General features: G+C 38.5%; 15 protein-coding genes and 1 riboswitch. Of the genes, 1 reads left to right on the plus strand and 14 read right to left on the minus strand.

Translation table 11 applies throughout. The features are described from left to right. Positions 1–48 precede the first annotated feature (48 nt). From WQ54_RS03805 to WQ54_RS03840, 8 genes are all read right to left on the minus strand, one after another. Positions 49–420: a carboxymuconolactone decarboxylase family protein gene (locus tag WQ54_RS03805; RefSeq protein ID WP_046512377.1), complete on the minus strand. Its 372-nt coding sequence runs from the start codon at positions 418–420 to the stop codon at positions 49–51. A gap of 304 nt (positions 421–724) precedes the next feature. Continuing rightward, complete coding sequence (locus tag WQ54_RS03810) at positions 725–1,570, minus strand: MetQ/NlpA family ABC transporter substrate-binding protein (RefSeq protein WP_046512380.1); 846 nt, start codon at positions 1,568–1,570, stop codon at positions 725–727. Between the two features lie 11 nt (positions 1,571–1,581). Continuing rightward, positions 1,582–2,250 (minus strand): methionine ABC transporter permease, encoded by a 669-nt coding sequence (locus WQ54_RS03815; RefSeq protein WP_046512383.1) that lies wholly within the window; start codon positions 2,248–2,250, stop codon positions 1,582–1,584. Beyond that, positions 2,243–3,268, minus strand: coding sequence for a methionine ABC transporter ATP-binding protein (locus WQ54_RS03820; RefSeq protein WP_046512386.1), 1,026 nt, complete (start codon positions 3,266–3,268; stop codon positions 2,243–2,245). Before WQ54_RS03820 ends, WQ54_RS03815 begins: the two co-directional genes overlap by 8 nt. Positions 3,269–3,538: 270 nt before the next feature. After that, positions 3,539–3,644, minus strand: a riboswitch (SAM riboswitch). A gap of 342 nt (positions 3,645–3,986) precedes the next feature. Next, entirely contained in the window at positions 3,987–5,300 is a 1,314-nt protein-coding gene (locus WQ54_RS03825; RefSeq protein ID WP_046512389.1) for an O-acetylhomoserine aminocarboxypropyltransferase/cysteine synthase family protein, read from the minus strand. A 112-nt stretch (positions 5,301–5,412) separates the two neighbouring features. Beyond that, positions 5,413–5,736, minus strand: a complete 324-nt coding sequence (locus WQ54_RS03830) for an SCP2 sterol-binding domain-containing protein (protein ID WP_046512392.1) — start codon at positions 5,734–5,736, stop codon at positions 5,413–5,415. A gap of 141 nt (positions 5,737–5,877) precedes the next feature. Then, a complete protein-coding gene (locus tag WQ54_RS03835; RefSeq protein ID WP_046512751.1) occupies positions 5,878–6,183 on the minus strand; it encodes a thioredoxin family protein in 306 nt (101 codons plus the stop codon). A gap of 22 nt (positions 6,184–6,205) precedes the next feature. Next, positions 6,206–6,553: a toprim domain-containing protein gene (locus WQ54_RS03840; protein WP_046512393.1), complete on the minus strand. Its 348-nt coding sequence runs from the start codon at positions 6,551–6,553 to the stop codon at positions 6,206–6,208. A gap of 179 nt (positions 6,554–6,732) precedes the next feature. On the opposite strand from WQ54_RS03840, the gene WQ54_RS33375 reads away from it, so the two are divergent. Continuing rightward, entirely contained in the window at positions 6,733–6,894 is a 162-nt protein-coding gene (locus WQ54_RS33375; RefSeq protein ID WP_156177684.1) for a hypothetical protein, read from the plus strand. 131 nt (positions 6,895–7,025) lie between these two features. Here the strand turns inward: WQ54_RS33375 and WQ54_RS03845 are convergent, their stop codons facing one another. From WQ54_RS03845 to WQ54_RS03870, 6 genes are all read right to left on the minus strand, one after another. Then, positions 7,026–7,262 (minus strand): YusG family protein, encoded by a 237-nt coding sequence (locus tag WQ54_RS03845; protein ID WP_046512396.1) that lies wholly within the window; start codon positions 7,260–7,262, stop codon positions 7,026–7,028. 56 nt (positions 7,263–7,318) lie between these two features. Further along, entirely contained in the window at positions 7,319–7,702 is a 384-nt protein-coding gene (gene gcvH, locus WQ54_RS03850; RefSeq protein ID WP_046512398.1) for a glycine cleavage system protein GcvH, read from the minus strand. Between the two features lie 106 nt (positions 7,703–7,808). Next, positions 7,809–8,168 carry an arsenate reductase family protein gene (locus WQ54_RS03855; protein ID WP_046512400.1) on the minus strand — a complete coding sequence of 120 codons (360 nt, stop codon included), beginning with the start codon at positions 8,166–8,168 and terminating at the stop codon, positions 7,809–7,811. A gap of 132 nt (positions 8,169–8,300) precedes the next feature. After that, complete coding sequence (locus tag WQ54_RS03860; RefSeq protein ID WP_046512403.1) at positions 8,301–10,085, minus strand: acyl-CoA dehydrogenase family protein; 1,785 nt, start codon at positions 10,083–10,085, stop codon at positions 8,301–8,303. A 269-nt stretch (positions 10,086–10,354) separates the two neighbouring features. Then, entirely contained in the window at positions 10,355–11,530 is a 1,176-nt protein-coding gene (locus WQ54_RS03865) for an acetyl-CoA C-acetyltransferase (protein WP_046512405.1), read from the minus strand. Between the two features lie 100 nt (positions 11,531–11,630). Further along, entirely contained in the window at positions 11,631–14,012 is a 2,382-nt protein-coding gene (locus WQ54_RS03870; protein ID WP_197089539.1) for a 3-hydroxyacyl-CoA dehydrogenase/enoyl-CoA hydratase family protein, read from the minus strand. Positions 14,013–14,105: the final 93 nt, after the last annotated feature.

Raw genomic sequence — 14,105 nt, forward strand, 5'->3', positions numbered from 1 at the left:
TTAGATCTTTTTACCGCTATTCTGGTTCAAAATCTTACAATAGAAAAGCTATTGTTTTAATTGATTGAGATCTGTTATACATTCCTGAACTAAGGTGACCGCTTGACTCATAGCGGCACCACCGCCAAAGGCAGCTGTAACACCAATAGCTTCTAAAATTTCCTCTTCACTCGCACCATGATCTAAGCATCCTTTTGTATGGTAAATCATACAATATTCATCCTGACATTGTATGCTAATTCCTAAGGCAATTAAATGCTTTTGCTTTTGTGATAAAACCCCTTCTTTAAAGCAAGCCTCTGTAAACGCATTATAATGATGAGCTATTTCCGGCATTTTTTGTGTAAAGGTTCCTACTCCAGTTTTAAATTCAAGTAAAGCAGCTTCTGTTGTATTTCTTGGTTCATGAGTATGCTCCATTTTATTATCAGCTCCATTCAGCAATTTTTCACGGTTAGTATGCTATACGAAGGAAAAAGTATACTGAGTAAAAAGGAAAAGTGTAAAGATAGTTTGTTTGATAATGTGCGGATGGAAAGTGAATCTGTATTGGGATTAAACCACTTGCTAATTTTTTTGCCCTACACTTACATAGAATTGATCCCACTCTCGTTTTTTGAACCATTCCTACATACTAATTTATTCCGTGAAATTTATGAATAAATCACTGTGTAAATGAAAAAAGCTGACAGCATATTCATCGATGCTGTCAGCTTTACTCTAATTATTCTCCTTGTGCAGCGGAGATAACTGAGCCTTTATATTTCGTTTTAATAAACTCTTGAATTTCTTTAGATTGTAATACTTCAACAAGTGTTTTAATTTCTTCTCTGTTTTCGTCACCTTCACGAACAACAATTAGGTTTACATATGGGTTGTTTTCTGGTGATTCAAGAGCAATAGCATCTTCTGCCGGGTTTAAGTCTGCTTCTAAAGCGTAGTTACCGTTAATTAAAAATGCATCTGCTTCATCATTTTCATATGCTTTTGTAAGCATTGGTGCTTCAATATCAGCTTCAAACACTAGGTTTTTTGGATTTTCTGCAATATCTTCAATAGTAGCTTCCGTTTTATTTACGCCTTCTTTTAACTTAATCAAGCCTTTTTCCTCTAACATTGAAAGCATGCGGCCGTGGTCTGCAACAGAGTTACTCATGATGATCTTTGCTCCATTCGGAAGATCCTCTAAAGATTTGTGACGTTTTGAATAAACACCAATTGGTTCAATGTGTACTCCGCCGGCATTAACAAATTTGTAATCATTGTCAGCCATTTGGGACTGTAAGTATGGCTCATGTTGGAAATAGTTTGCATCAAGATCTTCTTCAGCTAATGCTTTATTAGGTAAAACATAATCAGTGAACTCAACAATTTCTAATTCAATACCTTTTTCTTCTAATAAAGGTTGTGCTTCTTCTAAAATTTCAACATGCGGTACAGGTGATGCACCCACTTTTAATGTTTTAGTATCTCCCTCTGAACCTGATCCATCTTCTTGTGCTGCACCGCCGCAAGCAGCTAGTGCTGTTGTGAAAATAGCAAGTATGATTGCTAATAAAGATTTTTTCATTCTTTTTCCTCCTATCGTTTATCAATAGATTTAGTTATGATATCCCCAATAAATTGGATAATAAACACAAAGATTAAAATAATAACAGTTGCTACTAATGTAACCTGATTATTGCCGCGGTTAAATCCTTCCAAAAAGGCCAGATTTCCTAAGCCGCCGGCACCGATTGCCCCTGCCATTGCCGTATATCCAATTAATGCAATGGCTGTTACAGTAATACCAGAAACCAGCGCTGGCATTGACTCTGGAAGAAGAACCTTCCAGATGATCGTGCTTGTTTTAGCCCCCATCGATTTAGCTGCCTCAATAACACCTTTATCGATTTCACGTAATGCTATCTCAACCATACGTGCATAAAATGGCGCCGCTCCGATGATTAACGCAGGTAAGGCTGCATTTGCACCTAATATTGTTCCTACCACTATTTTTGTAAATGGCAGTAATAAAATAATTAAGATAATAAAGGGAATAGATCGGAAAATATTGACGATCCCTGCTACAATTGCGTTGATAAACTTGTTTTCCCATATATTTCCCTTAGCTGTCAAAAATAACAATAATCCTAGGATAATTCCTAATAAGAATGTTGCCACGACAGATATGCCCGTCATATAAATGGTCTCATTCGTGGCTTCCAATACCTTTTCCCAATCCACTTCAGGTAGAAGCTGTTCAAGCATTTGCAATCACCTCCACCTCAATTTGTTGATGATAAATATATTCTAAAGCCTTACTGAGCTCTTCTTCATCTCCATCTAAATGGATAAACAAACTTCCATATGAGCCGCCTTGTGTTTGCGAAATTTTCCCTTGCAAAATATTAACATCAAGATTAAACTTTCTGATTAAGTTTGTAATCAATGGCTGTTCAGCTGATTCGCCAACAAAGGTTAATTGAATAACCTTTCCTTTTGGATATAGTTCTAATAAATGGGCGACCACTTCGTTTGTCTCTTCTGGTTCCGTGACTTGTTTGACAAAACGTTTTGTAATTGGTTGTTTAGGATTCTTGAATACTTCAAGTACATTTCCTTCCTCAACAACATTTCCATTTTCCATTACCGCTACACGGTGGCAAATCTTTCTAATAACATGCATTTCATGGGTAATCAATACAATCGTAAGACCTAATCTTTTGTTAATATCAACAAGCAAATCTAAGATGGAATCAGTCGTCTGCGGATCAAGTGCAGAAGTCGCCTCATCACATAGCAATACCTTCGGATTATTGGCTAACGCCCTAGCGATTCCTACACGCTGCTTTTGACCGCCGCTTAATTGTGAAGGGTATGCATTTTCACGGCCTTCTAACCCTACAAGCTTAATCAGCTCATCAACACGTTTTAAGCGCTCTGCTTTCTTTACGCCAGCAATTTCTAACGGAAAAGCAATATTCTCTCTCACAGTTCGTGACCACAATAAATTGAAATGTTGAAAAATCATGCTAATTTCCAAGCGTGCTTTACGTAATTTCGCCCCGCCAATCGAGTCAATTCGGCTGCCTGCAACGTTGATCTCACCGCTTGTTGGTTTTTCCAAGCCATTCAGCAATCGAATTAAAGAACTTTTTCCCGCTCCACTGTAACCGATAATTCCGAAGATTTCTCCTTTATCTATCGATAAATTCACATTATTTACAGCCGTTACATTACCTGACTTTGTTTGATAAACCTTCTTTACATTCTTTAATGTAATCATAGTGTCACCTTCTTTCGATTCATAAAATCTCACCGATCATGAAAAAGCACAAGCGCCTGGACCATTCCTGCAAGCATAAGGCACTTAAAATAGAAGTCGTTTTTTGCCTTCAATCCTAAGTGGCCAGACTTGCGAACATGGCGCTGGAACTAGACATCAAGACTAAGAACAAATAGTTTTACTTGCTTAAACTTTTAAAAAATCATGTAAGGCAAGATAAGTAAAAAACCCTTCTGCTAAATGAGCAGAAAGGCATAACAAATGTCCTTTCTCTCATCTTCCAAAGCTTTAGCTTTGCGTGAATTGGCACCATTTCAACAGTGTTGATGGTTGCCGGGCTTCATAGGGCACTTCCCTCCACCTCTCTTGATAAGAGATCAAATTATATAATAAAAGTTTTTCATTAATTTCAAGTGAGCTTTAAATACGTTTGTGATTGTATCATGCGCTTTAAAAGGATGTCAACAAATTCTCCTTAACTACCAATAAATTAATTTACTACTAAACTATTTTAGAAAAACAGAAGCTCCTTACTCAGCCTTAGGCAAATAAGACGAAATGGAATAAAAAGCGTTCGTTCTTTGCGTTAAATTCCATTTCTTCTAGCACCTACAGGATGCAGGCACTGAAGCTAAACACCGTTACTTCGTTCATTGAATATTCCTTAAAATAAAAAAAGGATAACCTAGATCTTCTAAGCCATCCCCTCTAATACTATTTATGATTGAAGCAGTTCCAATCCTTTAACACCTGTTGCTTTATAAATCGCTTGATCAAGATCTTCAATGATATCTTGAATATGTTCAATACCAACTGATAAGCGAATCAAATCTTCAGCCACACCGGATGCTTTTAGTTCCTCTGCGCTTAGCTGTTGGTGTGTAGTGCTGGCAGGATGAATGATTAGGCTTTTGGCATCCCCTACGTTTGCCACATGTGACCATAATTCAACATGATTAATAACTGCTGCTCCTGCTTCACGGCCGCCTTTAATTCCAAATACAACGACCGAACCGGCGCCTTCCGGTAAATATTTAGCAGCCAAATTCTTTGCTGGATGATTTGAATGTTCCGGATATAACACCCATTTAACAGCTGGATGTTTTTCTAAGTACTTAACGATTTTTCGTGCGTTTGCAACATGTTCTTTCATCCGAATGTGTAGTGTTTCTAAACCTAAACTGAATTGAAATGCGTTATATGGACTAATTGCTGGACCTAAGTCCCTTAACAATTGTACACGAGCCTTAATAATAAATGCTTGTTCGCCCAGTGCTTCAGCATACACTAAATCATGGTAGCTTGGGTCTGGAGTTGTAAATCCAGGAAACCTAGGGTTATTCCAATCAAACTTTCCGCCATCAATGATGACCCCTCCAAGAGTTGTCCCATTTCCAAGCAGCCATTTTGTTGCGGAGTGCACAACGATATCTGCTCCATGTTCAATCGGCTTGCAAAGGAAAGGCGTTGCAAATGTATTATCAACGATTAAGGGTACCCCTGATTCATGCGCAATTTTCGCTGCTGCCTCAATATCCAGCACATCTAAGCTTGGATTTCCGATCGTTTCAGCGAAAATGGCTTTTGTATTAGGAGTAATAGCAGATCGGAAATTTTCAGGGTTCTTTGGATCAACAAATACTGTTTTGATTCCATACTTAGGCAATGTATTAGCAAAAAGATTGTAGGTTCCACCGTATAATGTTGAAGCAGAAACAATTTCATCTCCTGCCCCAGCAATATTTAAAATGGAAAGGGTTATTGCTGCCATTCCGCTGGAAACAGCTAAGCTTCCTACCCCGCCTTCAAGCAGGGCAATTCTTTCTTCAAAGACAGTTGCTGTTGGGTTATGGATACGAGTATAAATATATCCTGGTTCTTTTAATCCAAAAAGATTTGCTGCGTGATCTGTATTCTCAAATAAATATGCATTTGATTGATAAATTGGGGCAGATCTTGCACCAGTCATCGTATCTCTCTTTAATCCCCCATGAATTGTAATCGTCTCTGGCCGATATTTCTTCTCCTCCATCTGTTTTCCTCCTTATTCTTTATCTCACTAATAGGTTTTGTCTCTCGATCGAAAATTTTGAATATTCTATATCTATATGGTAAGCGATTCCAAGATGAATTTTCAAGGATTATCAGCAAGCGCTAAGCTTAATGATCGCATCAAACTTTAAAAAATCACGATAAGATCCTTTAATCGTTACTTTTCCAAACGCAATCAATTGTTTTAAACTGACATGGTTTAATAAAACCTCTTCTAGGTCCTGACTTTCACCTTCTATGAGGAAGTCGATATGATTAGGGGGATAGAATAATGTTTTAGCACCATTTGATGATAATTCAATGTAAATGCTATTTTCATGATGAGGTTTTATTTCTAATAAAAGAGTTTGATTCAAAAGAAGTGGGGCTAAAAACTGAGCCTTATTAAAATTAGCAATAAACGTAGTCATAAACATAAAAAAACCTCCCGATTTCAACCAAGCTATTTACTAACTTCATTGAATAACGGAAGAATCCTTTAAAAATAAGTCGACAGTTTCTGCCTATTTTATTCATTTCATGCGAGTTCGTAACTATTTCCCAAGAAATATGTCAGATCAGTGTACATATTGCTTAATTAATTCATGTAGATAGCTTACAGATTGGAAGGCATATACCCTTTCCATCTCCTTGCCGTCATTATATATAAGTAAGCATGGCACACTTTCGATTTCCAACTCTTTTGCCTCATTTGGAAAGTAATTAAGGTTTACGGAGTGAATCACTATGGATGGCAATAATTCATCAATGACTGTTAACATCCGTTTTGCTACTTGACATGTCCCACACATAGGGGTATATAAGTACAAAAGCACAAGGCCCTCGTTTTGGATCATAAGCTGCTTTTTTTCCCATTCAACCATAACTAAAAAAATAATACCCTTTCTATAGATATTTTGCATTCACATCAATATTCGCACTTAATAACACAGATGCAACATGATGATCTGGCGCTGTCGCTACTTCACGGTAGGCTCTATCAATATAAAGATGTGATGCTTCTGGTAATTCTCTTTTAAATTGCTTGCGCAGGCGATCACCTGCATCATCAGAATCAACTAAAATATATACATCCTTTAAAAATAATTCATCGATTAACTCATCAAGTTTTGCCACGCTTATCGTTCCATTTGTACAGATAATTTCGATTGGTTCATTTAAAACATTAAGCACTTTCTTCTTATCTGATTTACCTTCAACGATTAATACCTTTTCAACCTCAACTAACGACATAAACATCACCTGTTTTTATAGTAAAGTCTTTTCTATAAACTATTCGATTTGTCGAGGTTGTTTCCTTTTTATTAAATGTTTTTTCTCAAATTTAATCTTTTAGCTTAATAAAACTTGATTAGAAAAAACGTTTGAAAGAAACGACCTTTTAATTAAAGAAAGGGGAAGCGATCTCCCTTGTGACATTGCGGCATTCTAGCCCAACAAGTCAATCCAATGAGGAAGTAAAGGTAAAAAAGCCTTCTATTCCTGCTCTTTTTATAAAGAACGCGAGTGTTGATGTTGACTTTTCGTCAGGCGGAGGGATGTTCATTACTGCTTTATTGCTGGAAGAGAAATAGCATGTACTTCCTCTCAAAGAGGCAGCACTTGCACATCCTGTGCTTCAGAACTGGACAACAATACCCACACAAAGTATAAAAGCTACCTGCTTCCTTTGCTTTAAAAAAGAGCAGTGGAGTGATCCACTGCTTTAACACCAGCCATTCTCATCATCACAGTCAACATACTTCTGGTCTGAACCTGTCACAACATCTGAAAGCTGGTAAAAACGGCTCTTTTGAAATTCATAGCCTGCCTTTAAATCAAAGTTATTTTCCGATACCATTTGGCCAATTTTTTCCTCTTCAAGATAAAGATTCAATTGTCCTTCAGCAAATTTTCCTATGACTCGATCCGTAATATCTAAACGTTGTTTCTCAAAAGACATATGGACACCCTCCTTATCTATTTGTAGGGTGTCCATAAATCATGTTATCATGCTAATTAGTCTTCATTTGTCATTTCTACATATTGTTCAGCTGTCATTAAATTCTCAACGTCAGCTACATTTGCTGGTTCAATAACAATCATCCACGCTTTTTCATATGGTGATTCATTAACAAATTCCGGGCTATCATCAAGATCTTCGTTAATTTCTACAACCTTACCGCTGATTGGCGCATAAAGTTCAGAAACAGTTTTCACAGACTCAACACTGCCAAATGGCTCGTCCGCTTGGATTTCGTCACCAACTTGTGGCAATTCAACGAATACGATATCACCAAGCTCTGATTGTGCAAAGTCAGTAATACCAATGCGAACCTTATCTCCTTCAACCTTTACCCACTCATGTTCCTCAGAATAACGCAGTTCTTTAGGTGTGTTCATGTTCTTTACCTCCAGCATTCGTTCATTTTTAAGTAATCCAGTTTCTTTTTTTGAGTTATTCAATAATGTTGTACCAGTTTGTAGCAAACTATGCAAGAATTATCTATTAAGATCCCCAGATTTCGGCATATTGCTCTTCTTTAAACCCAACAGTAACGGCATCTTCACCAGCAGCAATTGGCCGCTTAATTAACATGCCATCAGATGCCAACAGCTTAAGCATTTTTTCCTCTGACATTGAATCCAGATTATCCTTTAAGCCAAGCTCCCGATATTTTTGACCGCTTGTGTTAAAGAATTTTTTTAGTTCCAATCCACTTTTTTTATAGAAAGACGCCAGCTCGTCCTTGCTTGGTGGATTTTCAACGATATGTATTTCATTGAAAGCAATATTATGTTCTTCCAGCCATTTCTTTGCTTTACGGCAAGTACCACATTTAGGATACCAATAAAATTTTAAAGCCATACCTCTCACCACCTACTCTTTTTATTTGATTTAACTTTATCTTATCATATCAAGTCATACAAGCCTAATTAGTGATTTTCTAGTTTCTATTATTTAATATGAAAAAGAGGCTGTTTTTAACAGCCTCTTTGCTTATGATAAATAAGCATTTTTATCAATCAATGATGCCGCAATTTCGCGTTTTTTCGCGATTACATTGATTGGCGTATGTCGAGTAAATTTGCGTAATGCGGACAACATCATGCGTAATGCATCTCCTGACTCCGCAGCAATTAATGATTCTTTGGCATCAGCCTCAATTTCATTAAAAGCTTCCTGACAATATACTTGTGTATAGAGTAATTTTTGTTTACTTTTCTCTTCACCAGTTGCTGCAATTGCCTTTTCTGTTCGTAGAATGGCCGATTCCATGGCATAAACATTGCTTATGATATCCGCTATATTAACGAGAATTTCTTGTTCCTTCTGCAGGTCTTTTCCAAACTTTTGCGCTGCCAATCCAGCAATGAGAATTCCGATTTTCTTAGCATTTCTCAATAGGTATTTTTCTTGCTCGAGTGTCCCCTCGCGTACCTCCTCAGGCATTAGCATCAAAAGCTCCTCTTGTAAGCTTTGAGCCTTTTGGAACAGAGGAAGCTCACCCTTCATGGCTTTTCGTAAATAAGTTCCAGGTACTAATAAACGGTTAATTTCGTTCGTTCCTTCAAAAATTCTATTAATCCGTGAATCGCGATAAATCCTTTCGACCTCATATTCTGCCATGAAACCATATCCGCCGTGAATTTGAACACCTTCATCGACAACATAATCAAGGGCTTCAGAACCAAACACTTTATTAAGCGAGCATTCAATTGCATATTCAGCAACAGCGGCAGCTACTTCTTTTCCATCTTTTAATTGCTCATCAGTTAGACGGCTCATTCGGTCCTCAAACAGCCCAACTGTCCGATATACCGAGCTTTCCATTGCATAAGTTTTGATTGCCATATTCGCCAGCTTTTCTTGAATCAGCGAGAAACGGGAAATTGGTGTTTTAAATTGCTGGCGTTGGTTTGCATATTGAACAGAAAGATCAATGACCCGTTTACACCCCCCAATTGTGCCTACAGCTAATTTGTAGCGGCCGATATTTAAGATATTAAAAGCAATAACATGACCTTTACCAAGCTCACCTAATAAGTTTTCCTTCGGCACTAGAGCATCCTCTAAAATAAGTGTTCTCGTTGAGGAGCCCTTTATCCCCATTTTCTTTTCTTCCGGTCCAGTCGATACCCCCGAATATTCCCTTTCAACGATAAATGCCGAAAAATGCTCACCATCGACTTTAGCATAGACAATAAAAACATCAGCAAAGGCTGAGTTTGTAATCCATTGCTTCTCACCATTAAGTACATAATGAGTTCCCTCAGCGTTTAGCCTTGCTGTGGTTCTTGCTCCAAGGGCATCTGAACCTGAATTTGGTTCAGTAAGTGCATAAGCGGCAAGTTTTTCCCCAGAAGCAAGACCTGGCAAATACTTTTGCTTCTGTTCTACATTACCAAATAACACGATTGGAAGTGAGCCAATTCCGACATGTGCTCCATAGGATAATGAGAAGCTCCCAGCTCTTGAAAACTTTTCTGTAATCAAAGCTGAGCTGATTTTATCTAACCCTAATCCACCATATTCCTCAGGAACATCTGCACCTAAAAGACCAAGTTCACCAGCTTGCTTTAATAATTTTACAGATTTATCAAATTGATGATGTTCAATATCCTCAAGATCCGGTAACACTTCATTTACGACAAAGTCCTCAGTTGTCTTGGCAATCATTTTATGTTCATCAGTAAAATCCTCAGGTGTAAATAAACGGTCATACGGAAGATCCTCAATAAGGAAACTGCCGCCTTTGATCACTGCATCCGTTGCTTTTACCATGAAAAATTCCCCCATTTTTAGCATTTTTCAAATACTTTAGGTTTCTATAAGTGAGACTTCATCATTGGGAGTACTCTTATCCCCATGATGGTTAGCTCTAATTAATACGCATCGTCCGAAAAATCCTTACGTCTCCCCTGTATAGACAACAATCCCTCGCAGAATCTTTACGTGCCGTTATCTCCCACTTATTTTCTTAGCTACACTAGAATCTTGATGTTGTGGGTTTCCTTGCCCATTAAGACTAGGATAAAATCTAAGAGCCTCACTTAGATTAATTCAAATACCCCTGCAGCACCCATACCTCCGCCAATACACATGGTAACAACCCCAAATTGTTCATTTCTCCGTTTCATTTCGTGAATAAGCGAGAGTGTTAATTTTGTACCAGAGCAGCCGAGCGGATGTCCAAGTGCAATCGCACCTCCGTTAACATTTACTTTTTCCTCATCTAGTCCTAGCTCACGGATTACCTGGATCGATTGGGAAGCAAAAGCTTCATTTAATTCAAATAGCCCGATATCTTCTAGTCCTAATCCAGCATATTTCAAAGCTAATGGCACTGCAGCAACTGGCCCGATTCCCATTATTTCTGGCGGCACACCTGCTACAGCAAATGAGCGAAACTTGGCCATCGGTGTTAACCCTTCTGATTCTGCTTTTTCTCTGTCCATTATCATCACTGCTGCAGCTCCATCACTTGTTTGTGATGAGTTGCCTGCCGTTACAGAACCCTTTGCAGAAAACGCCGGTCGAAGCGTTGCTAACACTTCAATTGTCGTATTTTCTCGTACCCCTTCATCTTGAATAAAAGGAGTAATCTTCTCTTTAAGTTTATGGTCCGCTCCAACTGTTCTTACCGGAACATCTACCGGAACAATTTCCTCAGCAAATCTTCTATTCTTAATGGCATTAGCCGCCCTTTGATGACTCCTTACTGCAAAGGCATCCTGCTCTTCACGGGAAATGCCATATTTTTGTGCGACCTGTTCTGCCGTATGCCCCATTCCCATATAGTACTCTGGTGCATTCTCAGCTAATTGTACATTCGGTCTTACGACATGCCCCATCATTGGGACAAGACTCATTGATTCAGCACCGCCGGCAATTGCTGTATCCGCATGACCTAACATGATCTTCTCTGCTCCATATGCGATGCTTTGCAATCCCGATGAACAGTAACGATTGATCGTAATCGCCGGCACTGTATATGGAAGACCTGCAAGCGCTCCAATGTTTCTTGCCATATTCAGTCCTTGCTCAGCCTCAGGCATGGCACAGCCAATGATTAAATCGTCAATATTCCCCTTGTAATCTCCTGCTCGTTTTAACGTTTCTTTTACAACCAATGCACCGAGGTCATCTGGCCGCATATTTGCTAATGACCCTTTTTTTGCTTTTCCAACAGGTGTTCTTGCACCTGCTACAATGACAGCTTCGCGCATTCATTCACGCCTCCCTTTGCGATCTATTATTCAACGGCTGTTTTCGCAAGCTTTTGTGTATTTAGGACAACAAAGACCGAGTTACTCAAAAAACAGAACGTTAATTTCTTAACGGTTTTCCTTTCACAAGCATATGCTGCATACGTTGCTGAGATTTTCCTTCCGCTACTAAACTTAAAAAGGCTTCTTTTTCTAAATTTAACAGGTATTGTTCATCCACTTCTGTTCCAAATGGAACCTTTCCTCCTGCAATCACATAGGCAAGCTTCTTTGCAATTTTTAAATCATGATCTGAAATGTAACCTGACAAGTACATTGATTGGGCACCAAGCAATAATGTTGCATAACCGGTTTCTCCTACGACAGGTACTTTCTTTCTAATAGGAGGCTGATATCCGTTATCATAGAGTTCAATGACTCTTTGCTTTGCATCGAATAGTAAGTGATCACCATTTACACTAATTCTGTCATTAGCATTCAACAATCGATTCTTTCTTGCTTCTGCTGCTGAGGTAGAAACCTTGGCCATTGCAATTGTTTCGAACACTTTATTTGCAACAGATTGTAAATCAAACTCAACACCTCTAGGCATGCTGTTTAACTGCTTGATGTAAAGCTCTTTATTCCCCCCGCCACCTGGAATTAAGCCAACGCCAACCTCAACCAAACCCATATAGGTTTCACTTGAAGCCTGGATGCTGCTTGCTGGGAGGCAGATTTCTGCACCGCCGCCAAGCGTCATGCCAAATGGTGCTGCAACAACCGGCTTTTTACTATATTTAATTTTCATCATAGCTTGTTGGAATTGATGAATAACCATATCAATTTCGAAATAGTTATCATCTTGAGCTTCCATTAAGATTAACCCAAGATTGGCTCCGACACAGAAGTTTTTCCCCTGATTTCCAATCACGAGCCCTTTGTAATTTTTTTCAACTTCATCGATAGAAAAATTTATCATTTGAATAATGTCTAAACCAATTGCATTGCTTTTTGAGTGAAATTCAAGCAAAGCGACACCATCACCGATATCAAGCAAACTTGCTCCACTGTTTTTCTTGATGACTCCATGTACTTCTTTATGTGTGTTTAAATCAATGACCTTGGGATTTTGAAGCAATTGGCGATATTCACCGTTGTTATAAAAGAAAAGAATCCCATTTTCCTTGCGATAGAATGTCTCAAATCCTTTCGCAACCATTTCTTTTACCCAGTCCGGAACGTGAAAGCCGCGAGCTTCGAATAATTCAATTGATTTTTCAAGCCCAATAGCATCCCAAAGCTCAAACGGTCCTGCTTCCCAGCCAAAGCCCCATTTCATCGCACGATCAATCGAAACGATATCATCTGCAATGTTTCCAAGAAGGTCTGCAGAATAGATGAGTGTAGGTATAGTAATATTTTGTAAAAGAGTTCCCGCACGGTCATTTGAATAGATAAGCGCTTTCAATTTATTTGTTAATCCCTTAGCCTGCTTTGCCATTTCAATTGAAGGAGTCGAAAGCTTCTTTCTTTGTTCATATTCAAGCGTTTCTGGATTTAATTCGAAAATTTCCTTTCCTTCCTTTTTATAAAAGCCCTGCCCGCTTTTGCTTCCAAGCCAACCATTATCAAGCATTTTCTGCAAGAATCCCGGAAGTTCAAAAACCTCTTTTTCCCTTCCTTCCACTTGGTCAAAGACATTTTTGGCCACATGGGCAAAAGTATCCAGGCCAACGACATCAAGAGTTCGGAAAGTTGCACTTTTCGGTCTGCCAATCAACGGTCCAGTAACAGAGTCAACCTCCCCGACACTGTAGCCTTCCTTCATGAGCTGTTGAACTGTTACTAATAAACCGTACGTACCAATACGGTTTGCAATAAAATTAGGTGTGTCCTTTGCAATTACAACACCTTTTCCTAAAACATCTTCACCAAATAACTTCATAAACGATAAAACATGTTCATCTGTACTCTTAGTCGGAATGATTTCTAATAGTTTTAAGTAACGCGGCGGATTGAAGAAATGAGTTCCAAGAAAATGCTTTTTAAAATCCTCTGATCGCCCTTCAATCATTGCATCTACAGATATTCCTGATGTATTTGAGCTAACAATGCTCCCTGCTTTTCTATGTTTATCAACTTCAGCAAAAACCTTTTGTTTTACTGCTAAATTCTCAACAACAACCTCAATGATCCAATCTACTTCAGCAAGTCGATTCAGATCATCTTCAAGATTTCCTGCCTCAATGAGAGAAGAATTTTCGGTTACAGTTAATGGAGCCGGCTTGTGCTTAAACAGCTTTTGAATCGCTGTTTGAGCAATTCGGTTTCGCACAGTCTTATCTGCTAATGTTAATCCCTTTTTGATTTCCCCTTCATCCAATTCGCGCGGCACGATATCCAATAGCAGTACTGGGATGCCAATATTCGCCAAATGTGCTGCAATACCTGAACCCATTACCCCAGAACCTAATACGGCAGCCTTTCTAATTCGTTGGATCATGCTTCTTCCCCTCCATTTGAATGAATGCTCATTCATTTTTCCTCCAAAAAAAATTCATTGCAAATATATTCCTCTACCCTTAATATAAAA

Source organism: Bacillus sp. SA1-12 (assembly GCF_000981385.1).
Classification (GTDB): Bacteria; Bacillota; Bacilli; order Bacillales; family Bacillaceae; genus Metabacillus.

Excerpts from the sequence above, each read along its gene's own strand:
- WQ54_RS03855 (WP_046512400.1), bottom strand. The coding sequence starts at position 8,168 with ATGGCTTTAAAATTTTATTGGTATCCTAAATGTGGTACTTGCCGTAAA.
- gcvH (WP_046512398.1), bottom strand. The coding sequence starts at position 7,702 with ATGAACACACCTAAAGAACTGCGTTATTCTGAGGAACATGAGTGGGTA.
- WQ54_RS03830 (WP_046512392.1), bottom strand. The coding sequence starts at position 5,736 with ATGTTTATGACTACGTTTATTGCTAATTTTAATAAGGCTCAGTTTTTA.
- WQ54_RS03805 (WP_046512377.1), bottom strand. The coding sequence starts at position 420 with ATGGAGCATACTCATGAACCAAGAAATACAACAGAAGCTGCTTTACTT.
- WQ54_RS03815 (WP_046512383.1), bottom strand. The coding sequence starts at position 2,250 with ATGCTTGAACAGCTTCTACCTGAAGTGGATTGGGAAAAGGTATTGGAA.
- WQ54_RS03845 (WP_046512396.1), bottom strand. The coding sequence starts at position 7,262 with ATGTCTTTTGAGAAACAACGTTTAGATATTACGGATCGAGTCATAGGA.
- WQ54_RS03820 (WP_046512386.1), bottom strand. The coding sequence starts at position 3,268 with ATGATTACATTAAAGAATGTAAAGAAGGTTTATCAAACAAAGTCAGGT.
- WQ54_RS03860 (WP_046512403.1), bottom strand. The coding sequence starts at position 10,085 with ATGGTAAAAGCAACGGATGCAGTGATCAAAGGCGGCAGTTTCCTTATT.
- WQ54_RS03840 (WP_046512393.1), bottom strand. The coding sequence starts at position 6,553 with ATGTCGTTAGTTGAGGTTGAAAAGGTATTAATCGTTGAAGGTAAATCA.
- WQ54_RS03865 (WP_046512405.1), bottom strand. The coding sequence starts at position 11,530 with ATGCGCGAAGCTGTCATTGTAGCAGGTGCAAGAACACCTGTTGGAAAA.
- WQ54_RS03810 (WP_046512380.1), bottom strand. The coding sequence starts at position 1,570 with ATGAAAAAATCTTTATTAGCAATCATACTTGCTATTTTCACAACAGCA.
- WQ54_RS03835 (WP_046512751.1), bottom strand. The coding sequence starts at position 6,183 with ATGGTTGAATGGGAAAAAAAGCAGCTTATGATCCAAAACGAGGGCCTT.
- WQ54_RS03825 (WP_046512389.1), bottom strand. The coding sequence starts at position 5,300 with ATGGAGGAGAAGAAATATCGGCCAGAGACGATTACAATTCATGGGGGA.